This window comes from Pseudomonas gingeri (genome assembly GCF_013385425.1).
GTDB classification, from domain to species: Bacteria; Pseudomonadota; Gammaproteobacteria; order Pseudomonadales; family Pseudomonadaceae; genus Aquipseudomonas; species Aquipseudomonas gingeri_D.
On sequence record NZ_JACAQA010000022.1, the window covers coordinates 22,122 to 46,357 of the forward strand.

Annotated in this window: 28 protein-coding genes; 9 read left to right on the forward strand and 19 right to left on the reverse strand. The window is 62.9% G+C overall.

Annotation, left to right across the window (positions count from 1 at the left end):
* From HX830_RS23905 to HX830_RS23935, 7 genes are all read right to left on the reverse strand, one after another.
* Nucleotides 1-630, reverse strand: a complete 630-nt coding sequence (locus tag HX830_RS23905; protein ID WP_040064687.1) for a response regulator transcription factor — start codon at nt 628-630, stop codon at nt 1-3.
* A 332-nt stretch (nt 631-962) separates the two neighbouring features.
* Nucleotides 963-1,385, reverse strand: a complete 423-nt coding sequence (locus tag HX830_RS23910) for a response regulator (protein WP_103499312.1) — start codon at nt 1,383-1,385, stop codon at nt 963-965.
* Between the two features lie 241 nt (nt 1,386-1,626).
* Nucleotides 1,627-2,958 (reverse strand): deoxyguanosinetriphosphate triphosphohydrolase, encoded by a 1,332-nt coding sequence (locus tag HX830_RS23915; RefSeq protein ID WP_103499313.1) that lies wholly within the window; start codon nt 2,956-2,958, stop codon nt 1,627-1,629.
* Between the two features lie 95 nt (nt 2,959-3,053).
* Nucleotides 3,054-4,217, reverse strand: coding sequence for an EAL domain-containing protein (locus HX830_RS23920; RefSeq protein ID WP_103499314.1), 1,164 nt, complete (start codon nt 4,215-4,217; stop codon nt 3,054-3,056).
* A 122-nt stretch (nt 4,218-4,339) separates the two neighbouring features.
* Nucleotides 4,340-4,681, reverse strand: coding sequence for a hypothetical protein (locus tag HX830_RS23925; RefSeq protein WP_177103000.1), 342 nt, complete (start codon nt 4,679-4,681; stop codon nt 4,340-4,342).
* On the reverse strand, nt 4,678-5,055 hold the full coding sequence (locus HX830_RS23930) for a phage holin family protein (RefSeq protein ID WP_103499316.1): 378 nt from the start codon (nt 5,053-5,055) through the stop codon (nt 4,678-4,680). Before HX830_RS23930 ends, HX830_RS23925 begins: the two co-directional genes overlap by 4 nt.
* Nucleotide 5,056: 1 nt before the next feature.
* Entirely contained in the window at nt 5,057-5,371 is a 315-nt protein-coding gene (locus tag HX830_RS23935; protein ID WP_103499317.1) for a DUF883 family protein, read from the reverse strand.
* A 355-nt stretch (nt 5,372-5,726) separates the two neighbouring features.
* On the opposite strand from HX830_RS23935, the gene HX830_RS23940 reads away from it, so the two are divergent.
* The 7 genes from HX830_RS23940 (at nt 5,727) to HX830_RS23970 (ending at nt 11,247) form a co-directional block, all read left to right on the forward strand.
* Nucleotides 5,727-6,935 (forward strand): ammonium transporter, encoded by a 1,209-nt coding sequence (locus tag HX830_RS23940; RefSeq protein WP_103499318.1) that lies wholly within the window; start codon nt 5,727-5,729, stop codon nt 6,933-6,935.
* Nucleotides 6,936-7,010: 75 nt separating this feature from the next.
* Entirely contained in the window at nt 7,011-8,117 is a 1,107-nt protein-coding gene (locus tag HX830_RS23945) for an acyltransferase family protein (protein ID WP_103499319.1), read from the forward strand.
* A gap of 2 nt (nt 8,118-8,119) precedes the next feature.
* Complete coding sequence (locus HX830_RS23950; RefSeq protein ID WP_177103002.1) at nt 8,120-9,091, forward strand: acyltransferase family protein; 972 nt, start codon at nt 8,120-8,122, stop codon at nt 9,089-9,091.
* 74 nt (nt 9,092-9,165) lie between these two features.
* Entirely contained in the window at nt 9,166-9,402 is a 237-nt protein-coding gene (locus HX830_RS23955; RefSeq protein ID WP_103499321.1) for a glutaredoxin family protein, read from the forward strand.
* 166 nt (nt 9,403-9,568) lie between these two features.
* Entirely contained in the window at nt 9,569-9,769 is a 201-nt protein-coding gene (locus HX830_RS23960) for a hypothetical protein (RefSeq protein WP_100940593.1), read from the forward strand.
* A 150-nt stretch (nt 9,770-9,919) separates the two neighbouring features.
* Nucleotides 9,920-10,252, forward strand: a complete 333-nt coding sequence (locus HX830_RS23965) for a transcriptional regulator (RefSeq protein WP_100940592.1) — start codon at nt 9,920-9,922, stop codon at nt 10,250-10,252.
* Between the two features lie 104 nt (nt 10,253-10,356).
* Complete coding sequence (locus tag HX830_RS23970; RefSeq protein WP_177103004.1) at nt 10,357-11,247, forward strand: pseudouridine synthase; 891 nt, start codon at nt 10,357-10,359, stop codon at nt 11,245-11,247.
* A gap of 12 nt (nt 11,248-11,259) precedes the next feature.
* On the opposite strand, the gene HX830_RS23975 is transcribed toward HX830_RS23970, so the two are convergent.
* The 3 genes from HX830_RS23975 to mobA form a co-directional block, all read right to left on the reverse strand.
* Nucleotides 11,260-11,715, reverse strand: coding sequence for a type II 3-dehydroquinate dehydratase (locus HX830_RS23975; protein ID WP_177103006.1), 456 nt, complete (start codon nt 11,713-11,715; stop codon nt 11,260-11,262).
* A gap of 148 nt (nt 11,716-11,863) precedes the next feature.
* On the reverse strand, nt 11,864-12,085 hold the full coding sequence (locus tag HX830_RS23980; protein ID WP_103499324.1) for a YgdI/YgdR family lipoprotein: 222 nt from the start codon (nt 12,083-12,085) through the stop codon (nt 11,864-11,866).
* Nucleotides 12,086-12,194: 109 nt separating this feature from the next.
* On the reverse strand, nt 12,195-12,794 hold the full coding sequence (gene mobA / locus HX830_RS23985) for a molybdenum cofactor guanylyltransferase MobA (RefSeq protein WP_177103009.1): 600 nt from the start codon (nt 12,792-12,794) through the stop codon (nt 12,195-12,197).
* A gap of 83 nt (nt 12,795-12,877) precedes the next feature.
* On the opposite strand from mobA, the gene moaB reads away from it, so the two are divergent.
* Together moaB and HX830_RS23995 are read left to right on the forward strand one after the other, a co-directional pair.
* Complete coding sequence (gene moaB / locus HX830_RS23990; protein ID WP_017125903.1) at nt 12,878-13,417, forward strand: molybdenum cofactor biosynthesis protein B; 540 nt, start codon at nt 12,878-12,880, stop codon at nt 13,415-13,417.
* A 22-nt stretch (nt 13,418-13,439) separates the two neighbouring features.
* Nucleotides 13,440-14,627, forward strand: coding sequence for a molybdopterin molybdotransferase MoeA (locus HX830_RS23995; RefSeq protein WP_177103108.1), 1,188 nt, complete (start codon nt 13,440-13,442; stop codon nt 14,625-14,627).
* Between the two features lie 155 nt (nt 14,628-14,782).
* Here the strand turns inward: HX830_RS23995 and fnr are convergent, their stop codons facing one another.
* From fnr to HX830_RS24040, 9 genes are all read right to left on the reverse strand, one after another.
* Entirely contained in the window at nt 14,783-15,517 is a 735-nt protein-coding gene (gene fnr, locus HX830_RS24000; protein WP_103499328.1) for a fumarate/nitrate reduction transcriptional regulator Fnr, read from the reverse strand.
* Between the two features lie 184 nt (nt 15,518-15,701).
* Nucleotides 15,702-17,084, reverse strand: coding sequence for an oxygen-independent coproporphyrinogen III oxidase (gene hemN, locus HX830_RS24005; protein WP_103499329.1), 1,383 nt, complete (start codon nt 17,082-17,084; stop codon nt 15,702-15,704).
* Nucleotides 17,085-17,166: 82 nt separating this feature from the next.
* Complete coding sequence (locus tag HX830_RS24010) at nt 17,167-17,850, reverse strand: sulfite exporter TauE/SafE family protein (protein WP_177103011.1); 684 nt, start codon at nt 17,848-17,850, stop codon at nt 17,167-17,169.
* Nucleotides 17,843-18,058, reverse strand: coding sequence for a cbb3-type cytochrome oxidase assembly protein CcoS (gene ccoS / locus HX830_RS24015; protein WP_103499330.1), 216 nt, complete (start codon nt 18,056-18,058; stop codon nt 17,843-17,845). Before ccoS ends, HX830_RS24010 begins: the two co-directional genes overlap by 8 nt.
* Nucleotides 18,059-18,246: 188 nt before the next feature.
* Nucleotides 18,247-20,652, reverse strand: coding sequence for a heavy metal translocating P-type ATPase (locus HX830_RS24020; protein WP_177103013.1), 2,406 nt, complete (start codon nt 20,650-20,652; stop codon nt 18,247-18,249).
* A gap of 114 nt (nt 20,653-20,766) precedes the next feature.
* Nucleotides 20,767-21,306 carry a FixH family protein gene (locus HX830_RS24025; protein WP_103499332.1) on the reverse strand — a complete coding sequence of 180 codons (540 nt, stop codon included), beginning with the start codon at nt 21,304-21,306 and terminating at the stop codon, nt 20,767-20,769.
* Between the two features lie 11 nt (nt 21,307-21,317).
* The gene (gene ccoG, locus HX830_RS24030; RefSeq protein WP_103499333.1) at nt 21,318-22,733 is read right to left on the reverse strand and encodes a cytochrome c oxidase accessory protein CcoG; all 1,416 of its coding nucleotides are present in this window, start codon (nt 22,731-22,733) and stop codon (nt 21,318-21,320) included.
* A gap of 346 nt (nt 22,734-23,079) precedes the next feature.
* A complete protein-coding gene (ccoP, locus tag HX830_RS24035) occupies nt 23,080-24,054 on the reverse strand; it encodes a cytochrome-c oxidase, cbb3-type subunit III (protein WP_177103015.1) in 975 nt (324 codons plus the stop codon).
* On the reverse strand, nt 24,051-24,236 hold the full coding sequence (locus HX830_RS24040; protein WP_100940961.1) for a cbb3-type cytochrome oxidase subunit 3: 186 nt from the start codon (nt 24,234-24,236) through the stop codon (nt 24,051-24,053). The genes ccoP and HX830_RS24040 overlap by 4 nt, the downstream gene beginning before the upstream one ends.

A 24,236-nucleotide genomic window follows, 5' to 3' on the forward strand; every position in this document is an offset into this window, starting at 1 on the left:
TCACACTACCGCGTTGCGTTTGGCCATCTCGATAAGCTCTACCAGGGATTTGGCCTTGAGTTTTTGCATAAGTCTTTTCTTGTAGGTACTGACGGTCTTGTTGCTGAGAAACATACCCTTGGCGATTTCCTTGTTGGTCCGGCCCTGGGCAAACAATTGCAGGACCATCAGTTCCCGATCATTGACGAGTTTGAAGAGTTCGATCTCCGGATTTTCCGGCCCCTCTTTTCGAGCACCGATCAACGCCTGGCTTGGGAAGTAATTGTAGCCGGACAGTACCGCCTTGATCGCACTCAGCAACTCGCTCAAGTCTTCGGCCTTGCAGACATAACCCGAGGCGCCGGACTGCATGCAGCGCATGGCGAACAGGTTGGGCGTCTGCGCCGTCAGCACCAGGGTCTTGAGCGGCGAATTCATTGCATTGAAGCGGGCCAGCACCTCCAGGCCGTCGAGTTTGGGGATACTGATATCGAGGATCACCAGGTCCGGCATGCATTCGCGGACCATTTGCATCGCGTCGACACCGTTATCGGTTTCCCCGACTATTTCATAACAATCTTCTTGTTCCAACAATATCCTGATGGCCAGGCGGACAACGGGGTGGTCGTCGACGATAAAAACCGAGTTCATAATAAAGTCCCATACGAGCTGTTTGGAAAGCGCGAACCTTAGCTCAGTTGGACAAGCGGGCGCATGAAGGGAAGGCCCTACAGAGGTAGTATAGGAATATTCCTACTTTAAATAGGGTTTCGACTTACGCATGACGCAAGTTTGAAAGGGAAGAGCCGTTCAGTATTGAATGGGGTGGTTATACGGAATGGTTGATGCTTTATAAATTCTTATAATGTTTTGGGAAATGTCCTACTTGCTGGTAGGCATGTTTTTGCCATTGCCGCCCCCGGGGCGGAGTCGGGGCAGGGGGGCAGGTCACGTCGGCGCGCCGGGATGAGGCTCGGCGATGGCTAGGGCTCGGCAGGGCCGCGTACCTCATGCGGGTAGCGATCCAGGCCCAGGGCGCTCTGCAGGTCCGGGCCGTTCAGCGGTTTGCTCAGGCAGCCGAGCAAGGGCAGCCGTCGCTCCAGCGCGAGGGCGCTGAGGGCCGCGAGTTCTTCGCTGCTGAGGCTGCTGAGCAGGATCGCCTGTTTGATCATGCCGCTGCGGCAGGCGGTTTCGATCAGGTCCAGCCCGAGGACGTCCGGCAGGCACTGGTCGCACAACATCAGGTCGAACGGGGTGTGCGCCGAATTCAGTGCACTCATGGCTTCCCGGGCGTTGAGCGTTGGCGTCAGGGCGTGGAAGCCATAGCTGTTGAGCAGGCTCTGGGTGGCGGCCAGTTGAAAGGGGTGATCCTCTACCAGCAACACGCGTAAGTTGTGTTTGGGCATGGTGTTTTCCGGGCGACCTGTCGGCTCGGGACAAGGCTACATAGATAGGCGCTGTGTAGGAAAATATGCCTGGAATCGGGCGCTTGTTGAATGGCAGGTCAGCTTGAGTGTGGGCGGCAGACATAAGAGGAAAGCAATTATTTCAGTGGGCCGAAGCCATGATCAATCAGTTCATTCTCTCGCCGATGTAGGTTTTATCCCGCTAGACAGCCCGCCCTGATCAGGGGCGGGCGGCTGAGGTTTATACCGGGCTGGAGCGACCGGTCATTTCCCGGGCCATTTCACTGGCGTAGCTGTCGGTCATGCCGGCGATGAAGTCGATCACCCGCAGGAACGAGCTGTGCAGCGGCCACTCGGGCCGGGGGGCGCTGTTGCCGAGCAGGTCGAGGATACGCCGATGCTTGAACGACGGCGTGCGTCCGCCGTGTTGTTCCAGGGCCGCGCCACAGAAGGCGTTCAAGAGGATTTCCAGGGTGGTGTAGGCGCCGATCTCGTGGAGGGTCTTGCGCTTGTCCTGGAAGATTTTCTTGCGGGCGATGTCCTTGGCGTTGAGCACGCAGCGTTTGGCCGGGCCATGCATATGCTCGACCAGATCCCCTGGCAGGGTCCCGGCCAGCAGCGCGTCCTGTTGCTCGACGAAGGCCCTGGCCGCGGCGTTGGTCAAGTGTTCGATGGCCTTGCCGCGCAGGATCGCCAGCTTGCGTCGACGGGAGTCCTGCGGCCCGAGTTGCCGATAGGTTTCCGGCAGGTCGTCGCCCACCAGGCCGAGCAGCAGGGACTCGACCTCGGCATACTCGAGCAGGTCCATTTCCAGGCCGTCTTCCAGGTCGATCAGGGCGTAGCAGATATCGTCGGCGGCCTCCATCAGGTAGACCAGCGGGTGGCGCGCCCAGCGTTGTTCCTCCAACTGTGGCAGGCCGAGCTTGTGGGCGATCTGCTCGAGAATCGGCAGTTCGCTCTGGTAGCAGCCGAACTTGTGTTTCTTGTAGCCCAGGGAATCGGCGTGGCGCGCCGTCCACGGGTACTTGAGGTAGGTGCCGAGGGTGGCGTAGGTCAGGCGGGTACCGCCTTCGAACTGGTGATATTCCAGCTGGGTCAGGACCCGGAAGCCTTGGGCGTTGCCTTCGAAATTGAGGAAGTCATTGCCTTCGGCCACGCTCATGCCGTCCAGCCAGCCGCGCCCGGCCGCCTGCTGGAACCAGTGGCGAATGGCGTCCTCGCCGGAGTGGCCGAACGGCGGGTTGCCGATGTCATGGGCCAGGCAGGCCGATTGCACGACCATGCCCAGGTCGCTCGGTTCGCACCAGTCGGGCAGGGCATCGCGCAGGGTTTCACCGACGCGCATACCCAGGGAGCGACCGACACAACTGACTTCCAGCGAGTGGGTCAGGCGGGTGTGGATATGGTCGTTGCTGGTCACCGGGTGGACCTGGGTCTTGCGCCCCAGGCGCCGGAAGGCTCCGGAGAAGATGATGCGGTCGTGGTCTTTGTGGAAGGGGCTGCGGCCCAGTTCTTCAGGGCTGTGCAGCGATTTCCCGAGACGTTCGCGGGTAAGCAGGGTGTGCCAATCCAAGGCGGGGCTCTCCGTCGGTGACTGATGCCCCAGCTTCCCGTTTAGTGTGCCGGCCTGCAAGCAAAACTGTGCAAGTAAACCTGTGCAGGCAAACCTTATAGGCCGGCGGCGTCGATGTCGATCAGCAGCAGCCGCTGGCCGTTGCCGAAGAATTGTCCGGCGGTCAGGCAATACTGGTTGCTGGTGGCGTCGCGATAGGTGCTGGAAAGGATCAGACGGCGCTCGTCCCAGCCTTCGGCCAGCAGGTGATAGAAGTAGGGCCGCCAGGACCAGTTGTGGCCCAGGTAGCTGCTGTCGGCCTGCCAGGCATTGTGGCGCCATTCCAGATTGGGCGTGAGCTGGGTGCCGTGGCGATCGCACTGGTAGAAACGCAGCAGCCAGGGGTAACCGTCGGGCCGTGGCAACTGGCTGAGCGGCGCCTGGCCCTGGGCCCAGCTCTGCAGTGTGGCCATGAGCCCGCCCAGTTGCTGGCGCAGGTTCATCAGGCGCGCGCGCTCGGCCAGCTTCTGCTGCACATAACGCTCGCGCAGTTCGGCGAAGCGGGCGACAAAGGCATCGGTGGCAAAGAAATCCAGTTCGGCCTTGGCGAACAGATAACCCTGGACGTAACGCGAGCCGCATTCCAGGGCGAAATTCAGCTCGGCCTCGGTTTCCACGCCTTCGGCGATGATCCAGCAGCCGGTCTTTTCCGCCATTTGCGCCAGGGCCTTGACCACTTCGCTGCTGGGACCGCCGCGCGCCGCGGCCTGGAACAGGCGCATATCGAGCTTGAGAATGTCCGGCTGCAAGGCCAGCACGCGATCGAGTTGGGAATACCCGGCGCCGAAATCGTCGATGGCAATCCGTGCGCCGGCCTCTCGATAGCGCTTGACCACTTCCGCCAGGCGCAGGCTGTCGCCCCCCAGTTCGGTGATTTCGAAGACGATGCGCCGTGGGTCGACAGCGTACTGCGCCAGTTGCTTGAGGCTCGGCAGGGCCTGGCCATTGCTCAGGCGGCTGATCCAGCGCGGCGACATGTTCAGGCTCAGGAACCAGTCCGGGGGCGCTTCATGCAGCCGGCTGAGGGCGTTGTCGCGGATCTGCCGGTCCAGGCGTCGCAGTGCGGCGGAGGGGGTTCGCGGATCGGCGAACAGGGGGCCCACGGAGGTCAGTTGTCCATTGTCCTGGCGCAGTCGGCCAAGGGCCTCGACACCGGCGATACGGCCGGTGGCGGTATCGATGAACGGCTGAAAGCAGGCGAGCGGTTGCCCGTCGATCACGGTGCCTCCTTGGGCTGGGTCTTATAGGTCTGGCTGCGGCGGGCAAGGCAGATTGAGCGCGAGCCCGAAGGTTCGCGCTCAACCCGATGGCTACTGCAAGAATGCAGCCAGCTTTTCTGACGTCAGGGTTTGGACGCGGTGCCCCGCAGCGCCAGCCGAATCAGCGGCAACAGGCTGGCCCCCAGGCGCGCCCAGCGCGACAGGCTGTCGACGCCGCCGCCCTTGGCGCCCCTGCCGCTCATGAAACCCAGCAGCGTGACGATGCCGATTCCCCACAGGGGCGCGTGCTTGAGGCCGAGGTTGGCCTGCCAGTTCTGGCCCAGGCCACGCATGCGCTGCAAGGGTTGCAGCAGTTCCCGGGACTCATGGCGGATTTCCTGGCGATGCATTTCCATGCGCAGGCGGATCAGCGCCTTGCGCATATCACGCCGGGTATGGAGGTGCGTCAGGTCGGGCAGGCTCATGGCAGCAGTCGCTCGCGGTCGTTGGCCAACTCTTCAAGGGTGGCATGGAAGGGCGACGACTCATCGAAGATCGCCGCTTTCAGGCGCAGGGCGCAGAACAGCGCGGCCATGCAGTAAAACACGCAAAGGCCGATGATCCCGGCCAGGCGCGCGGTGTCCCAGAGCAGGATCAGTACCAGCGCCGACAGCCCCACCAGCAGCAACAGGCCGAACACCAGGGTCAGCCCGGCGAACAGCAACAGGCTGACGGTCCGGGCCTTCTGCTCCTGGAGCTCGATGCCGAACAATTCAACATGGCTGTGCAACAGGCCGAGGAACGCCGCACCCAGGCGGCGACTCGAGGCGCCGCTGCCGCTCGATTCATCTCCAGCCATATCAGCGCCGCGTCGCCAGCAGGCCGACGATAAAGCCGATACCGGCGGCAATCCCGATGGACTGCCAAGGTTTGGCCTGGACATAGGCTTCGGTCGCGTCGACCGCCGCCTGGCCGCGATCGCGCAGGGAGGCTTCGGTCAGTTGCAGGGTTTCGCGGGCCTTGAGCAGGCTTTCGTGAATCTGCGTGCGCAGCTCATCGGCCTGGTCGCCGGCGAGACTGGCGGTGTGCTCGAGCAGGCGCTCGGTGTCGCTGACCAGGGTCTGGAAATCCGCCATCAGTATCTCTTGAGCCGTCTGTGCCGTTTTGCGAGCCATGATGTTCTCCGTGAAAAGCTATCTATGAAAAAGCGTCCGTGAAAAGTCTGTGCAGGTTTCGAGTGTGGACCCGGGCTGAAGGTTCACTGCGATCGGCTGGTACAGCTTTTGCTTTGTGCTGGTGCGTTGTGCCGGGCATGTGCGCTGTATTTGGGCGCGCCAGGGCCCTGGCCTGCGAAAACCATACCTCAAATAATCAAAAAACGCGGAAAAAACCCGAGGGTTCCTCGCGCTGCGTGTTTCGTCCTGCGCCAAAGCGGTTCGCTCTCGGCTCGGGGTGGCGCCAATCTGGTGCGAAATGCGTAGTAATTGAACTGCTTTGGTGCTTTTCCCTGACTTCAGGTCTGCCGTCTCCATGGAAAATTTGCAAAGCGCTGTGGACACTCTGGTCCACGGTTCCAACACCCTGTTCATTCTGCTCGGGGCGGTCATGGTCCTGGCCATGCACGCCGGTTTCGCCTTTCTCGAGGTCGGCACCGTTCGGCAAAAGAACCAGGTCAATGCCTTGTCGAAAATCCTCAGCGACTTCGCGATTTCGACCCTGGCCTATTTCTTTATAGGTTACTGGATTTCCTACGGTGTGAGCTTTTTACAGCCGGCGGCGCAAATCAGCGGCGACCACGGCTATGGCCTGGTGAAGTTCTTTTTCCTGCTGACCTTCGCGGCGGCGATTCCGGCGATCATTTCCGGCGGGATTGCCGAGCGTGCGCGGTTTGCCCCGCAGTTGTGCGCCACCGCCCTGATCGTAGCCTTTGTCTACCCGTTTTTCGAAGGCCTGGTCTGGAACGGTAACTTCGGCCTGCAAGCCTGGCTGCTGGCGCGCTTTGGCGCCAGCTTCCATGATTTCGCCGGCTCCGTGGTGGTGCACGCCATGGGTGGCTGGCTGGCGCTGGCGGCGGTGCTCTTGCTGGGGCCGCGTCAGGGTCGCTACCGCGAGGGGCGGTTGGTGGCGTTCGCACCGTCGAGCATTCCGTTCCTGGCCCTGGGGTCGTGGATCCTGATCGTCGGCTGGTTCGGCTTCAACGTCATGAGCGCGCAGACCCTGCAAGGGGTGAGTGGGCTGGTGGCGGTCAATTCGTTGATGGCGATGGTCGGCGGCACGGTGGCGGCGCTGATCATCGGCCGCAACGATCCGGGTTTCCTGCACAACGGCCCCCTGGCCGGGCTGGTGGCGATCTGTGCCGGTTCCGACCTGATGCACCCGGTGGGCGCGCTGGTGACCGGCGTGGTGGCGGGCGGCTTGTTCGTCTGGTGTTTTATCGCGGCCCAGAGCCAGTGGAAGATCGACGATGTGCTTGGCGTCTGGCCGTTGCATGGCCTGTGTGGGGTCTGGGGCGGGATTGCCTGTGGGATCTTCGGCCAGCAGGCGTTGGGCGGCCTGGGTGGCGTCAGCCTGGTCAGCCAGTTGATCGGCACCGGCTTGGGGGTGGTGGTGGCCCTGATCGGTGGCTTTGCCGTGTACGGCGCGATCAAGGCCGTGCATGGCCTACGCTTGAGCCAGGAAGAGGAGTACTACGGGGCCGATCTGTCGATCCACAAGATCGGTGCGGTGAGTCAGGACTAATCCGACTCGGTTCGCTATGATCAACCCCAGATCAGGGGGGGCGTGTGGCCAGGTTCCCGTCGAGCGGAGAGGTCTATGGAGCGTCTGTATTCACTGCAAGGCTTGAGGGGCGCGGCAGTGCTGGGCGTGGTCTTGTTCCACATGGCGGCGGTCGAGCACAAGTACTCCGGCGGCGATACCTTGCTGCCGGCGTGGGTGGATTTTTTCCAGCTGGGTGTCGACCTGTTTTTTGTCATCAGCGGCTTCGTCATGGTGATCGTCACCCGCGGCCGCTTCCAGGATCGGGTCCAGGCCCAGCGTTTTCTGTTCAACCGGGTCTCGCGGATCTACCCCAACTACTGGCTCTACTTCTTTATCACCCTGGCGGTCTATCTGGTCCAGCCGATGCTGGTCAACAGCTCCCACGGTGGTTCCAACCTGTGGCTGTCGTTCCTGCTGCTGCCCAATGATCGGGTATTGCTGGTGATGGTGGCCTGGTCGCTGGTGTTCGAGTTGTGGTTCTACCTGGTGTTCAGCCTGCTGCTGGGGTTTCGCGAGCGTGGCTTGCCGCTGTTGCTGCTGGCCTGGGCGGTGGCGCTGGTGGCGTTCAACCTGTTGGACTCCTGGCGCGACTATTCCTCGGCCCTGAAGATTATCCTGCACCCCTATGCACTGGAATTCATTATCGGCAGCGCGGCGGCGCTGTTCTTCTATGGTCGGCACAGTGCAAAAGTACCGAACGCCGTGCTCTGGCTGGTCCTGGCGACGGCGCTGGTGCCGGGTTTTGCCTTGATCGGGCACTATGAACTGTTCTCTACCGAGGGCTTGCCGAGGATGCTGTGGGTGGGGCTGGTATTCGGCGCCTTGACACTGTCGCTGGCCTTGCTGGAGCGGCGCCAGTTGATCCGTTGCCCACGCTTTCTGGTCTTCACCGGTGATATGTCCTACACCATCTATCTCTCGCACTTGCTGGTGCTCGGCGTCGTGGGCCGGGCCTGGCAGATCATCGGCAACTGGCCGACCCATATCGAGGACAATCTGGTGTTCCTGGTCCTGATGATGCTCGCGGTCTGGGGTTACGGCTGGGTCGGCTACTCGTTTTTTGAAAAACCGGTGCTCGATCGGGCGACAAGCTACTGCAAGCGACGGTTTCGGACCGTCTCCTCCCACAAAGCGTCCGATCCGTTGCCGGACGGCAAATGAGGATGGCTAAAGTCCTCAACGGCAATCTGGATGCCTTGAAAGTCCTGCTGGCGATATTTGTCGTGGTGCTGCATTGCCATTTCATGGGCGGCAACTACACCGCGGTGGGTTACTTGCTGTGCAATGGCTTGTTCCGCGTGGCGGTGCCGACCTTCTTTGTCATCAACGGTTACTACCTGTGGCAGACCCTCGCCTCCGGGCACTCGTTTGCGCTCTGGTTCAAGCGTGGCCTGCAGTTGTATCTGCTCTGGATGCTGGTCTACAGCCCGATCTATGCGAGCTTCGCCGACCTGGGCAGTGTCGGCGGCGTGCTGGGAATACTGAAGCAGTTCGTGATCGGTTACTTCCACCTCTGGTACCTGGTGGGCATGCTCGGTGGCGGCCTGATCCTCTACCTGTTGCGCAATCGACCCACGGGCCTGCTGCTGGCGCTGGCGTCGAGTGCCTTTGTGGTCGGCCTGGTGCTGCAATATGTCCGGGTCTATTTCGAGCTGCCCAACGCCTTTCTCCAGCATTTCAACCAGAACGACTACACCGCGCGGAATTTCCTGTTCATGAGCTTTCCGTTCATGGCGCTGGGGTTTCTCCTGGCCCGTCACGGCGTGCCGGAACGGGCTACCCGGGGAAAGGTCTGCCTGGCGTTGGCGCTCGGCCTGGCCCTGCTGTTGGGCGAAGCCTGGCTGAATTACTCGCATCAGGCCGATGCCCGGCAGAACTTCGATTTCCTGGCATCGTTGCCGCTGGTCACGTCGGCGTTGTTCCTGTTGCCGTTCGTGTTTTTCCGCGCTTCCAGCAGCAACCTCAACGCCAAGCTGTCCTCCGCGCTCTACTATGTGCATCCGTTGTTCCTCTACGGGGCGTTGTCGGCGGGACTGGCGTACGGCAATACCCTGACCGCGGTAGTGCTGCTCCTGGCTTTAGTCGCGGCACCATTGCTGATCCTCGTCAGCCGGCGTGTGCGCTTCCTGCTCTGAGGGCCGTGTCGTCGCTCGACTGGCCCGGATGACGGACCTAGAATAAGTCTTCATCCTGTCCCGGACCCCTTGCCATGCTTCCTGAATGCCAGCTGTTCGGCACCCTGGGTTGCCATCTCTGTGAAGTCGCCGAAGCCCTGCTGATGCCGCTGGTCGATCACGGCCTGATGGTGGAACTGGTGGATATCGCCGCCGATGAGGCCTTGTTCGATGCCTATGGCTTGCGGATTCCGGTGCTACGCCGGGCAGACACCAGGGCCGAGTTGGACTGGCCCTTTGATGTCGAGCAGGTCGTGGCCTTTCTACGCTGAAGCGATCTATCTCGCTCCTGTCATATGCCTGCTGCACCCTTGTCGGGTGGTGGTGGCGCTTCTGTTTCATCAAATTACCTGCGGTTGCGCTGGAAAAACGACTGTGCTTACGTCGCTGCATGACGTTTGAGGCAGCACGTTCCAGTGGTGCAAGGGAGGAAATGAAATGAAAGGGAGGTCCATTCTGCTGGTCAACCAACTGGGCGGTCGCAAGTTCCTGGCCACCGTGGTGGTTGGCGTAAGCACCGCGGCGTTGACCTGGTATGGAAAGATCGATGGTGGGACCTACGCCATGGTGATCCTCGGCACGGTGGGCTCGTTCATCGGCGGCAACGTCTATGGAAAAGTCCATCCCAGGGAATCATGAGGGCTGCCGGCAGGCGGCAATCGGTTGGCGGGTCATCAAAAAATCAGTTACTGTATGTTTATACAGTTTTCGTTCCGGTGTTGGGACAGGATGCCCACCCTGACGTGCGCACCCGGGAACGGAATCCAGAGAGATTAAGAGGGTTAAAGCATGCTCAATGTCGAACAATTGAAATCCAGCGTGAACCGCATGTCCGCTGATGTGGTGCGCGAGGCGGTACTCGAGTTGCGCCTGGACGGGCTGGTAACGGAAGGCAAGACACCGTTCAACAAGTTGCATTTCAACACCTGTTTCGCGGAAATCGAAGCCCTGTTCCAGCGCGCGGGTTATCACCGGCAACTGGATGTGGTGGGTTACCAGGGCTTGTTGTATGCCCTCTACGATCCGGGGCGCTGGGAGGCGGTGGATGTGTTGCGCTGGCTGAAGGACTACACCGAGGCGGCCGGTGCAAAGCTGCTGGGTAGCAAGATCGCTTCGGGCTGAGGCACGGGCAAGGCGACGGGCATCGCGATTGCGTTACCGCGAGCCTAGGTTCTGCCGGGGTCTTGCGGGATAATGCCGGCTTGCCCAGCCGTTCGAGTCCTGTCATGTCCGCCTTGCCCTTCAATGCCGCCGAGCACCAGGCCAGCACCTTGTACCTGCCACCCGGTTCGTGGGCCACGGTGCTGGACTGCCTGTGCGAACATTTCAAGGCGATCAGCCGCGAGCAATGGCTCGATCGCATTGCCCGCGGCCGGGTGCTGGACGCCGAGGGCGTGGCCATCAGCGCGCAGTTGCCTTACCGCGAAGGCCTGCGCATCCACTACTTTCGCGAAGTGCCGAACGAGACGCCGATTCCGGTGAGGGAGACGATTCTCTACGCCGATGAACACCTGGTGGTGGCGGACAAACCGCATTTCCTGCCGGTCACGCCGGCCGGCGAGTATGTCGAGCAGACCTTGTTGCGACGCTTGATCCACCGCCTGGACAATCCGCACCTGGTGCCGTTGCATCGGATCGACCGGCATACCGCCGGCCTGGTGCTGTTCTCGGCCAATCCCGCGAGCCGTTCGGCCTATCAGGCGCTGTTTCCGACCCGGCAGATTGAAAAGCGCTACGAGGCGATTGCCCGTGCCTTGCCGAGTCTGTCGTTCCCGCTGGTGCACAAAAGCCGCCTGGTGGAAGGCGAGCCGTTTTTCCGCATGCGCGAAGGGGACGGTATCAGCAATACCGAAACCGCTGTCGAGGTCGCTGAAAAAAATGGCGAGCTGTGGCGCTACGGGCTGTATCCGGTGACGGGCAAGAAGCATCAGTTGCGGGTGCATATGGCGGCTCTTGGCGCGGGCATCTGCAACGACCCGTTTTATCCACAGGTGCTCAAGGATGCCGTGGATGACTACGCCAACCCTCTCAAGCTGTTGGCCCAGGGCTTGCGTTTCATTGATCCGATCAGCGACCGGGAGCGTCGCTTCGAGAGCGAGATCGTTCTGCACTGGTGACACCGACGGCCGTCAGTAGCAGGCCTGGGCTTGGGCCTGAGCCGCGCTCACCGCGGCCCGCAGGCCCAGCAGGTAGCTGTCGACGCCGAAACCGCAGATCTGGCCCCGGGCCACTTCGGCCAGCACCGAAGGCTGGTGCAAGGGTTCGTTGCGATTGATATTGGCCATGTGCAACTCGATCACCGGCACCGACAAGTGCGCCAGGGCGTCGCGAATATCGTAGCTGCTGTGGGCCCAGGCACCGGCATTGATCAGCACCGCGTCGACCTGCTCGCGGGCGCCTTGGCGAATGCGGATGCACATCGCCCCCTCGCTGTTGGTCTGGAAACTGGTGACATCCACGTCCAGTTCCCGGGCCAGCGTGCGCAGGCGCTCGTCGATCTGTTCCAGGGTGATGCCCGCATGGCGGATCGGCTCGCACTTGCCGAACAGATGGTGGTTGAGGCCGTGCAGCATCAGGACTTTCATGATTCAGCTACCGGAAGAGAAATGGGCTCGAGTGAGGGATTCCCATAGAATAGGCCGTACCCGCGGGTTGTGCCTGTACGTCGCCGCCGTCGGGAAAAAAACGACGGAGCCCGCGCAAGGCGGGCTCCGTGTTGAAAGCGTAGAGGCTTTACAGCTCTTTGACTGTCCGCACCTGGTCCTTGTTGATGCGGGTCTTTTTACCGTCCAGTTGCTTGAATTCGTAGAACCCCGAGTCTTCGTCGTATTTCGGGGTGTCCACCGCCTGGATTTCACGTCCGTCATTCAAGGTGATCACCGTCGGCGACGAGCAGCCGGCGAGGCCGGCCAGGGCGGTTGTCAGCAGGAGTGCGGCAAGAGTCCGTTGCGTCATGGTACTTCTCCGGAAAGGGTGTTTTTTGAGAATAGCGTTAATGGATGTCAGGGCCGATGGATTACAACACTGATTGAAGTTTCTGACGGATATAGGCTCAGCAAGTTCCTTATGAGGGTGCATCAGGCGAGCGATCCGGCGATTGCAGCAGCTCCGGGGTATTCAGATTGGCCAATCGGGGATCATCCGGCGGGCACTGCAGGGCCTGGGCCCGCAGTTGCAACATGACCTTGCGCGGACTGCGCTCGCCCAGGGCCCAGGCGCTGTCGAAGACTCCGGCGTGGGCAGTGGGGATCACACATAACAGCGGTTCCCAGTGTTCGCCCTGGCGCAGCATCAGCGGCCGGCTCGGATCGCGGCGAACGGCCTCGAGCATGGCCGTGAGCAAGGCGGCGTCGATTTGCGGCACATCGCAGGGCAGTACCAGCAAATGCCCATGGCGTGCCGCCGCGAGGCCCGCGCGAATGCCGGCCAGGGGCCCGGGAAAATCGTCGCTGTCGTCGCTCACCAGCCGGTCGGCATAGGCCGCATAGCGCTCCGGGTTGCGGTTGCAGGAGATGATCAGGTCATCGGTGAACGGCCGCGCCACGGCATGCAGATGGGCGATCAACGGTTGCCCGCGCCACTCCAGCAGGCCTTTGTCCTGGCCGCCCATGCGTTGGCCGCGCCCGCCCGCCAGGAGCAGAATGGAAAAGTCGTTTACGGACATGGGCAGTGGTCTCGGCAGCAGCGATCAAAAGGGACGCTGTGATATAACACCGGGCTGTTCCTCCCTACAACTGGACCGAGCCTATGAAAGCCAAGGCTGATACACCTTTCGTACCGCTGAACATCGCGGTCTTGACCGTCAGTGACACCCGTACCTTTGAAACCGACACCTCGGGGCAGGTCTTCGTCGACCGCCTGACCGCCGCCGGGCACCGCCTGGCCGAGCGGGTGTTGCTCAAGGACGACCTCTATCGGATTCGCGCGCAGGTCGCTACCTGGATCGCCGAAGATGTGGTCCAGGTCGTGCTGATCACCGGCGGCACCGGTTTTACCGGGCGCGACAGCACCCCGGAAGCCGTGGCCTGCCTGCTGGATAAACAAGTCGACGGCTTTGGCGAACTGTTCCGGCAGATCTCCGTGGCGGATATCGGCACCTCCACCGTGCAATCCCGGGCCCTGGCCGGCCTGGCCAACGGCACCCTGGTCTGCTGCCTGCCGGGTTCGACCAACGCGGTGCGCACCGGCTGGGACGGGATCCTCGCCGAGCAGCTGGACTCGCGCCATCGCCCGTGCAACTTCGTCCCCCATCTGAAACAGGCGGCGCCTTGTGAATCCCGCGGGTAAGCCGGGCAAGCTCGGTGCCTTGATGCCGGTGGAAGTCGCCCTGGCCCGTCTGCTTGAACTGGCCGAGGCGGCGCCGATCCGTGAGGCGCAGCGTGTACCGTTGGCCCAGGCCGATGGGCGGGTGTTGGCCGAGGACCTGATTTCCGGTCTCGACCTGCCGCCCTGGCCCAACAGCGCCATGGACGGGTACGCCCTGTGCCTGGCCGATTGGCAGGGCGAGCCGCTGCCAGTCAGCCAGCGGATTTTTGCCGGGCAGGCCCCCGAGCCTTTGCAGCCGGGCACTTGCGCGCGGATCTTTACCGGTGCCCCGGTGCCGGCGGGGGCCGATTGCGTGGAAATGCAGGAAAACGTCGAGGTACTCGCCGATGGGCGGGTGCGCTTTATCGAAGCGCTGGTGGCTGAGCAGAATATCCGGCCCCAGGGCCAGGAAACCACGGTGGGCGAAGTGGTACTCACCGCCGGGACCCGCTTGGGGCCGATCGAGCAGGGCTTGGCGGCGTCCCTGGGCTGTGCCGAGCTGAACGTGGTGCGGCGGGTGCGGGTGGCCGTGTTGTCCACCGGCGACGAGTTGATCGAGCCGGGCCAGCCGCTGGGGCCGGGGCAGATCTACAACAGCAACCGCGTGTTGCTGTGCAGCTGGTTGACGCGCCAGGGTTGCGAAGTGCTGGATGCCGGGATTTTGCCGGATGACCTGGAGGCAACCCGCCAGCGCCTGACGCAGTTGGGCGATGTCGACCTGATCCTGTCCACGGGCGGGGTGTCGGTGGGCGAAGCCGATTTCCTTGGCATCGCCTTGCGCGAGGCCGGTGAGCTGGAGCTGTGGAAGCTGGCGATCAAGCCGGGCAAACCGCTGACCTTCGGGCATTTTCGCGGGGTGCCGGTGATCGGCCTGCCGGGCAATCCGGCTTCGACCCTGGTCACCTTTGCGTTGTTGGCCCGGCCTTATCTGTTACGTCGCCAGGGTGTACAGGAGGTCCGGCCCTTGCAGTTCAAGGTGTCGGCCGGGTTTGTCTGGCCCAAGCCGGGCAATCGCCGTGAATACCTGCGCGGGCGCCTGGAAAACGGCCGGGCGATCATCTACCGCAACCAGAGCTCCGGCGTGCTGCGTAGTGCGGCGTGGGCAGAGGGTTTGGTCGAGGTGTTGGAGGAGAGCACCCTGGTGGAAGGTGACTGGGTCAACTTTATTCCGTTGAGCGAAGTGCTGGGTTAGTCCGGCAGGTTCATATGGTGGTCTTGAGGGCCTCTTCGCGGGCAAGCCCTGCTCCTACAGTGCGGTGTCGGACACAAGTCTGAAGCACGCACAAACCTGTAGGCGCAGGGCTTGCCCGCGAGGCTCTTGGCGTCCTCCAGAACGCCACAATCGCATCAGCCCTCCAACGACCCCCCCGCCAGCGCACAGAGCTGGATCGGGTCGAGGATATGCACTTCCTTGCCTTCGGCGGCGATCAGTTCATTGCTCTGAAAACGGGTAAACACCCGCGAGACGGTCTCCACCGCCAGCCCCAGGTAATTGCCGATCTCGTTGCGCGACATGCTCAGGCGGAACTGGTTGGCCGAGAAACCCCGGGCACGGAAGCGCGCCGAGAGGTTGACCAGGAAAGTCGCGATGCGCTCGTCGGCGGTCTTTTTCGACAGCAGCAACATCATTTGCTGGTCGTCACGAATCTCCCGGCTCATCACCCGCATCAACTGCCGGCGCAATTGCGGCAGTTGCAGGGCCAGTTCGTCCAGGCGCTCGAAGGGAATCTCACAGACCGAAGTGGTTTCCAGCGCCTGGGCCGACACCGGATAGGTCTCGGTATCCATGCCCGACAGGCCGACCAGTTCGCTCGGCAAATGAAAGCCGGTGATCTGTTCTTCGCCGCCGTCACTCAGGCTGAAGGTCTTCAGCGCCCCGGAGCGCACGGCATAGACCGAGCCGAACGTGTCGCCCTGGCGAAACAGGAACTCGCCTTTCTTCAGTGGTCGGCCACGCTTGACGATTTCGTCCAGCGCATCCATGTCCTCCAGATTCAGCGAAAGGGGCAGGCAGAGAGGGGCCAGGCTGCAATCCTTGCAATGGGCCTGACTGTGGGTGCGCAATTTCACTGGGTCGGACATTTCTTAAATCCTTGTGGGAGAACACACATAAGACGTAAGGGTAACCCAGCTAGGGTCGCTCAGGCCAGCCTGCGCCGAAATGGCGCACCCCTGCCCTGGGTGACCCCCCCCAACTCGGATCCTGGGTTGGCGTGAGTGGCACCGCGCAGGTCCGGGGCCCGGCCGTGGCAAACCGATCGATCCTTCAGATCACCCGCGAGAAACGCTGGCGGTTCTGCTGTTCCAGATAGGCATCGAAGACCATGCAGACCGAACGCACCAGCAGGCGCCCGGCCGGCAGGACCGTGAGGCGCTGGCTGTCGAGTTCGATCAGGCCGTCCGCGGCCATCTCCGTCAGACGTGGCCAGAGCGCGGCGAAATAACCGCCGAAGTCGATATTGAACTGGCGCTCGATATCGGCGAACTCCAGGCTGAAGTTGCAGATGATCTGCTGGATCACGGCCCGGCGCAGGCGGTCGTCGGCATTGCACAACAGGCCCCGGCTGGTGGCCAGTTGCGCACTGGCGAGGGTGTTCTGGTACTGGTTCAGGTCACTGCTGTTCTGGCAGTAGAGGTCGCCGATCTGGCTGATGGCCGAGACACCGAGGCCGATCAGGTCGCAATGGCCGTGGGTGGTGTAGCCCTGGAAATTGCGCTGCAGGGTCGATTCTTCCTGGGCAATCGCCAGCTCGTCGTCGGGCAGGGCGAAGTGGTCCATGCCGATATAGCGGTAACCGGCGGCGGTGAGTTGCTCTATGGTGCGGTGGAGCATTTCCAGCTTGTCGGCCGGCGCCGGCAGGTCATCGCTGTTGATCCGGCGTTGCGGCATGAAGCGCTCGGGCAGGTGGGCGTAGTTGAACACCGACAGGCGATCGGGTTGCAGGTTGATCACTTCGTCGACGGTACGGGCGAAGTTGTCCGGGGTCTGCTTGGGCAGGCCGTAGATCAGGTCGATATTGATCGAGCGGAATTGCAGGGTCCGCGCCGCCTCGATGATCGCCCGGGTTTCTTCCAGGCTCTGCAGGCGATTGACCGCCCGTTGCACGTTCGGGTCGAGGTCCTGCAGGCCGATGCTGACCCGGTTGAAGCCCAGTTCGCGGAGCAGGCCCATGGTCGACCAGTCGGCTTCCCGTGGGTCGATCTCGATGCCGTAGTCGCCGGAATCGTCGTCCAGCAGGTTGAAGTGCTGGCGCAGGCAGCTCATCAGTTGTCGCAGTTCGTCGTGATTGAGAAAGGTCGGGGTGCCGCCGCCCAGGTGCAGTTGCTCGACTTTCTGCGCCGGGTTGAGGTGGCAGGCGACCAGCTGGATTTCCTGCTCCAGGCGTTGCAGGTAGGGCAGGGCACGGCCGCGGTCCTTGGTGATGACCTTGTTGCAGGCGCAGTAATAGCAGATGTTCGCGCAGAACGGCACGTGTACGTACAGCGACAATGGCCGCAGGGCCTTGCGGCTGTCACGCAGGGCGTGGAGCAGGTCGAAAGTGCCGACCTGGCTGTTGAACTGTACGGCCGTGGGATAGGAGGTGTAGCGCGGTCCCGCGATGTCGTAGCGGTGGATCAGGTCTGAGTCCCAACGAATGGCGTCGAGCATGCGGGCGTTCCCCCGGATTGGCTGCAATATCCGAAGTCTAGGGGCTGCGCCACCGGGCCATCTTGACCTGAATCAACGGCCGTTAGTGCCCCATCAACCAGTGCTGGTGCGGCCCCGGCAAGGTCCACAGGCCGAACAGGATCACCAGCAGGCCGCCGCTCATGCGCACGCTGCGTTTGCGCAGCACGGCGGTGACCCGCTCCGCCGCCAGCCCGGTGGCCAGCAGCAACGGCCAGGTGCCCAGGCCGAAGGCGAGCATCAGCAGCGCACTGTCGACGGCATTGCCCTGGCTCGCTGCCCAGAGCAGGGTGCTGTAGACCAGCCCGCACGGCAGCCAGCCCCAGAGCGCGCCCAGCAGCAAGGCGCGGGGCAGGCTCGACACCGGCAGCAGGCGGTTGGCCAGCGGCTGGATATGCCGCCACAGGCCGCGTCCCAGGCTTTCGATACGGGTCAGGCCGCTCCACCAGCCGGCCAGGTACAGGCCCATGCTGATCAACAGCAAGCCGGCGATCACCCGCAGAAACAGCGCCGCCGGGCTACTGGCCACGGCCCAGCCGGCGAGGCCGATCAGCAGGCCGGCGCTGGCATAGCTGAGAATTCGCCCGAGGTTGTAGGCCAGCAGCAGGCGAAAGCGCCGGCTGCGTTGCTCCGGGGGAATCGCCAGGGTCAGGGCGCCCATCAGGCCGCCGCACATGCCCAGGCAATGACCGCCGCCGAGCAGGCCGAGAATCAGCGCCGAGACCAGCAGGGGCGCGAGTTCAAGCATGGGGTGGGGCCTTGTCGTGCTTGTCCGGGGTGGCTTTGCTTTCTTCGACGGCGGCGGTGTGGTTCGGGTCCTGGTCGTCGAACAGGATGCTGTGGGCCGGACCTTCGAGGTCGTCGTACTGGCCGCTGTCCACGGCCCAGAAGAAGATGTAGACGGCGATGGCCACGATCAGCAGCGCGGCGGGGATCATGATGTAGAGAGCTGGCATGGGAACTCCATGCCCGCGCGGCTCAGGCCGGCAACGGGCTTTGCTTTTTCATAATTTCTCACTTCCAGATCGCGTGAAAACGTAGCGAGCGAAGGAAAGGCAAAAACAGGCGAGGAAGCGGAGTTTACTGACTGTAAATGAGCATTCCGAGCCTGTTTTTAACGCAGCATTTCCGAGCGCAGTAGTTTTCACGTGATCTGGCGGGTCAGGCGCAAGGCATTGAGGACCACGGTCAGCGAGCTGATGGACATGCCGATCGCGGCCCACACCGGGGTGACCCAGCCGAGGGCGGCGAACGGCAACATCAGGCCATTGTACAGGCTGGCCCAGATCAGGTTCTCGATGATGATTCGCCGGGTCCGCCGGGCCAGGCCGATGGCTTGCACCAGGGCGCCCAGGCGATTGGACAGCAGCACCGCGTCGGCACTGGTCTTGGCCAGGTCGGTGGCCGTGCCCATGGCCACGCTGATATCGGCGGCGGCCAGGACCGGCACGTCATTCACGCCGTCACCGAGCATCAGCACCTTGTGGCCCTGGCGATGCAGGTCCCGCAGTACCTGCAACTTGTCGTCCGGACGGAGGCCGCCCCGGGCTTCATCGATGCCCAGTTCGGCGGCGACGCTGGCGACCATCGGCGAGCTGTCGCCGGACAGCAGCAGTGTGCGCCAGCCCCGGGCCCGGCAGGCTGCCAACAATGCGGGGGCGTCGTCCCGCAGGCGGTCGTCGAGGACAAACCAGGCCAGTGGCCCTTGGGTGTCGCCCAGCAGCAGCCATTGTCCGGCTTCGTCCGGCGTCGGCGGCAGCGGGCTGGCGCCGAGTTCGCAGACAAACGCCGCCTGGCCGATCCGCAGCAACTGCTCGCCGACCCGGCCCTCAAGGCCCAGGCCGGGGGTGCCGTGGACCTCTTCGGCGGCTTGCGGGGCTCGGCCGAAGGCGCGGGCAATCGGGTGCTCGGAACGGTTTTCCAGGGCTGCGGCGAGGCTCAGGCAGCGTTCGCTGTCCAGCTCGCGCAACGGGCGGATGGAACGCAGGGTCAGGCGGCCTTCGGTGAGGGTGCCGGTCTTGTCGAAAATCACCGTGTCGATCTGGTTCAGGCCCTCGAGCACGTGGCCGCGGGTCAACAGCAGGCCGAGCTTGTGCAGGGTGCCGGTGGCGGCGGTCAGGGCGGTGGGGGTGGCCAGTGACAAGGCGCACGGACAGGTGGCGACCAGCATCGCCAGCACGATCCAGAACGCCCGGGTCGGGTCCAGTTGCCACCAGATCAGGCCGATGACCGCTGCGGCGATCAGCGAGAACAGCAGGAACCACTGCGCGGCGCGGTCGGCGAGCTGCGCCAGGCGCGGTTTTTCGCTCTGGGCACGGTCAAGCAGGCGGACGATGGCGGACAGGCGGGTGTCCTGGCCGAGGGCCATGACCTCGACGGTCAGCGCGCTTTCGACGTTCAGGGTGCCGGCGGTGACCGCATCCCCCACGGTGCGCGGTTGTGGCAGGTACTCGCCGGTCAGCAGGGATTCGTCGATGCTCGACTGGCCGTCGATAATCCGCCCGTCAGCCGGCAGCACGGCACCGGGATGCACCAACACCCGCTCCCCCAGGCGCAGTTCACTGAGCAGGATGCGTTCGCTCTGGCCGTCGGCTCCCAGGCGCAGGCAGGACGCGGGTAGCAGGTTGACCAGTTGCGCGGTGGCGGCGGCGGTGCGTTCGCGGGCGCGGCGTTCCAGGTAGCGGCCGGCCAGCAGGAACAGGGCGAACATGCCCACGGCGTCGAAATAGAGTTCGCCGACCCCGGTAATCGCGGTCCAGATCCCGGCGAAGTAGGCGCTGCCAATGGCCAGCGAGACCGAGACATCCATGGTCAGATGGCGGGTGCGCAGGTCGCGAAAGGCACCGCGAAAGAACGGCGCACAGCTGTAGAAGACGATGGGTGTGGTCAGGAACAATGCGACCCAGCGCAGGATGGTGTGCAGTTCCGGACTGAGGTCGATATTGAATTCCGGCCAGGTGGCCATGGTCGCCATCATCGCCTGGAACCACAGCAGGCCGGCCAGGCCCAGTTGGCGCAGGGATTTGCGGTTTTCGCTGGCGAGCTGTTCGCTGGCCTGGTCGGCCTGATAGGGGTGCGCGGCGTAGCCGATATGGCGCAGTTCGCCGAGGATCTGGCTCAGCGGCAGCTGGCTGTCGGCCCAACGCACCTGCAGGCGGTGATTGGACAGGTTCAGCCGCGCCTCGGCCACGGCGGGCAGGCCGAGCAGGTGTTTCTCGATCAGCCAGCCGCAGGCGGCGCAACTGATGCCCTCCATCAGCAGGGTCGCTTCGGCGAGTTCGCCGTCATGGCGGACAAAGGGTTTTTGCACGTCGCTGCGGTCGTACAGCGCCAGTTCGTCCACCCGTTGCACCGGCAGGCTTTCGGGGTTGGCCGAGGTTTCGCTGCGATGGCTGTAATAGTGTTCCAGGCCACCGGCAACAATCGCCTGCGCCACCGCCTGGCAACCCGGACAGCAGAACTCGCGGGGCTCGCCCAGGACGACAGCGGTGAAGCGACTGCCGGAGGGGACGGGCAGGGCGCAGTGGTAGCAGGGTGTCGGGGTTGTCATAGGCGCCATCGGTCACTGTAGGAGCCGGCTTGCCGGCGATGGGCCCTTGAACCTGGCATTGCCTGTTCGGACGCCATCGCCGGCAAGCCAGCTCCCACAGAAGCGGGATCGTATTTATTTGCTCTGTTCTTCAGCGCCTTGCAGCGGCTCGTCGCCCAGCTTCAGGTCCTTGTCCTGGCTGATCTGTTCTTCCTCGAACATGCGCCAGGTCTTGTCGCCTTCGACCCCCAGCAACTCGACAAAGCGCCGGCCTTCGATCTTGTCGGCCAGTTGCCCGATATAACGCCCCGGTTCGCTGGCGCTGCGGTTCAGGATGACCTTGCGGTCCTTCTCCGGCTGGGTCGGCGAGATCAGGTTCAGCTCGACACTGGCCGGCTGGCTGTTGCCCAGCAGGCGCAGGTCGACCTCACCGGTCACCTCATCCAGATGCACACTGGCATGCAGCTTCAGGCTCTGGGCCAGCAGTTCGCGGTCCAGGGAACGGTTGATGCCCTTGCCGGCCTCGTAGTAGTTGTCGTTGACCAGGTTGTCCGGGTTCTTCACCGCAATGGTCACCATCGACAGGGTCAGGGTCACCGAGCAGGCCATGATCCCGATCAGGATCCAGGGCCAGAGGTGCTTGTACCAGGGGCTTGCGGCGGTTGCTGCGGGCATCGTGTCGTTCCTTAACGGATTTGCGGGCCGATGAATCGGCTCTTGGCTTCAATATGAACGCTGTCGTCATCGGCATCGCGCAAGGTGAATTTCACCTCGTTGGTACTCGACGGCAGTTGCTCGGGGGCGCTGGACAGTTCCATCGGCATGCTGAATATCTCGCCGGCGGCCACGTGGATTTCGCGCTTGCCCTGGAGTTTCAGGTCGGGCAGTCCGCTGGCGTCCAGGACATAGGTATGGTCGCGCTGATCCTTGTTCATGATCTTCAGGCTGTAGACGTTTTCGATCCGCCCTTCGGCGTTCTCGCGGTACAGCACGCGGTCCTTGCTGACGTCGAAACCCACCAGCGGACGCATGAAGAACGCCGTCACCAGCAGGCCGATCATGGTCAGCAGCACCAGTGCATAACCGATCAGGCGTGGCCGCAGCTTATGGGTTTTCTGCCCGGAAAGGTTGTGTTCGGTGGTGTAGCTGATCAGCCCGCGGGGGTACTGCATCTTGTCCATGATGCTGTCGCAGGCGTCAATGCAGGCGGCGCAGCCGATGCACTCGATCTGCAAGCCGTCGCGAATGTCGATACCGGTGGGGCAGACCTGCACGCACATCGTGCAGTCGATGCAGTCGCCCAGGCCCTGGGCCTTGTAGTCGACGCCTTTCTTGCGCGGACCCCGCTCTTCGCCCCGGCGCGGGTCGTAGGAGACGATCAGCGTGTCCTTGTCGAACATCACGCTCTGGAAGCGCGCATAGGGGCACATGTAGATGCACACCTGTTCGCGCAGCCAGCCGGCGTTGCCGTAGGTGGCGAGGGTGAAGAAGCCGACCCAGAAGTACGACCAGCCATCGGCCTCGCCGGTGAAGAAGCTGATGACCAGTTCGCGAATCGGCGAGAAGTAGCCGACAAAGGTCATGCCGGTGACAAAACCGATCAGCAGCCACAGGCTGTGCTTGGCGAATTTGCGCAGGAATTTGTTGGCGCCCATGGGCGCCTTGTCCAGCTTGATGCGCTGGTTGCGGTCGCCTTCGGTGACCTTTTCACACCACATGAAGATCCAGGTCCAGACGCTTTGCGGACAGGTATAGCCGCACCAGACCCGTCCGGCATAGACGGTAATGAAGAACAGGCCGAAGGCGGCGATGATCAGCAGACCCGAGAGCAGGATGAAGTCCTGGGGCCAGAAGGTCGCGCCGAAGATGAAGAACTTGCGTTCGGGCAGGTTCCACCACACGGCCTGGTGACCGCCCCAGCTCAGCCACACGGTACCGAAGTACAGCAGGAACAGGCCGGCCCCCCCCACCATCCGCAGGTTGCGGAACAGGCCGGTGAAGGCACGGGTGTAGATTTTCTCTCGCGAAGCGTAGAGGTCGACAGTTGCATTGGCGGGTTTGGCAGGTGGCGTGACGTCGTGTACCGGAATCTGCTTGCTCATTATTGCGTCCCACGGCTGGGGGAAATGCCTCGGTCAGTACGTGCCGACCGCGATCGGAAAGAGTAGTGCAATGGCGCAATGATACGCCCGTCCCTGCGCTCCAAGGGTGCGACCTTTGGTCGCGTTGGGTCTGCGCTCAGTATGGTGTAGCAGATGTAACAAAGCATGATCCAAGTCAATTGACTATAGATGATTGATCGTGAGTGGGGGCGGATTGGCGCCGGCTATGGCGATCTCTGATCCGCCGACCCGTGGGGTGTCTCCTGCGTGTGGAAAGCGGCCGCGCGTAATGAAAACGGCCCCGCCAGTTATGCTGGTGGGGCCGTCGGGGGTTGCTCAAACTGGCTTATTCAGCAGGCTTGTTATCACCGTGGGACAGGCTGTAGACATAGGCGGCGAGCAAGTGAACCTTGTCGTTGCCCTGCAACTGCGCCTGGGCCGGCATCTGCCCTTGGCGACCATAACGGATGGTCTGTTGCAACTGCGCGAAGCTTGAACCGTAGATGAACGCCGCCGGGTGCGTCAGGTTCGGCGCGCCCATGGCCGGGGTGCCTTTACCTTCAGGACCGTGACAGGCCACGCAGTTGGTGGCGAAGAGTTTCTGCCCCGCCACCGGATCGGCCTTGGCGCCTTCCGGCAGCTTGCGCCCATCCAGATTGGTCAGCACGAACGAGGCGACATCGGCCACGCCCTGCTCACCGATGACTTCGGCCCAGGCCGGCATCACCGCGTGGCGACCGCCCATGATGGTGGTCTTGATGGTTTCCGGTTCACCGCCCCAGCGCCAGTCTTCGTCGGTCAGGTTGGGGAAGCCGTAGGCGCCCTTGGCGTCGGAACCGTGACACACCGAGCAGTTGGAGGCGAACAGCCGTGCGCCCATCTTCAGCGCCAACGGGTCCTTGGCTACGTCCTCGATGGGCATGGCCGCGTACTTGGCGAAGATCGGCCCGAACCTGGCATCCGAGCGGGCCATTTCCTTTTCCCACTCGTGCACGCCGGTCCAGCCGGTCTGGCCGTTGGCGAAGGCGGTCTGCTTATCGTTGTCGAGGTAGGCGTAGCCGGGCAGCAGGCCTTTCCAGTTGCCCAGGCCCGGGTACAGGACCAGGTAACCGAGGGCGAAGATGATGGTGCCGACGAACAGCATGAACCACCATTTGGGCAGCGGGTTGTCGTATTCCTCGATACCGTCGAAGGAGTGGCCAACCGTCTCCTCGGTCTGATCGGCGCGCTGTCCCTTGCGGGTGGACAGCAGCAGCCAGGTCAGGGCGAAGATGGTACCCAGAGTGAGGACTGTGACGTACAGACTCCAGAACATAGTCATTCTTTATTACTCCTAGACGCTTTTTCGACCTGCTTGATGGCTTCGGGGTCATCCGCGAAAGGCAACAGGGTTGCATCCTCGAATTCCGATTTGCGCCGTGGGCTGAACACCCACAGCGCCAGGCCGATAAAGGCCACCATCACCACCAGGGTGCCCAGGCCACGAATCATCCCGATATCCAT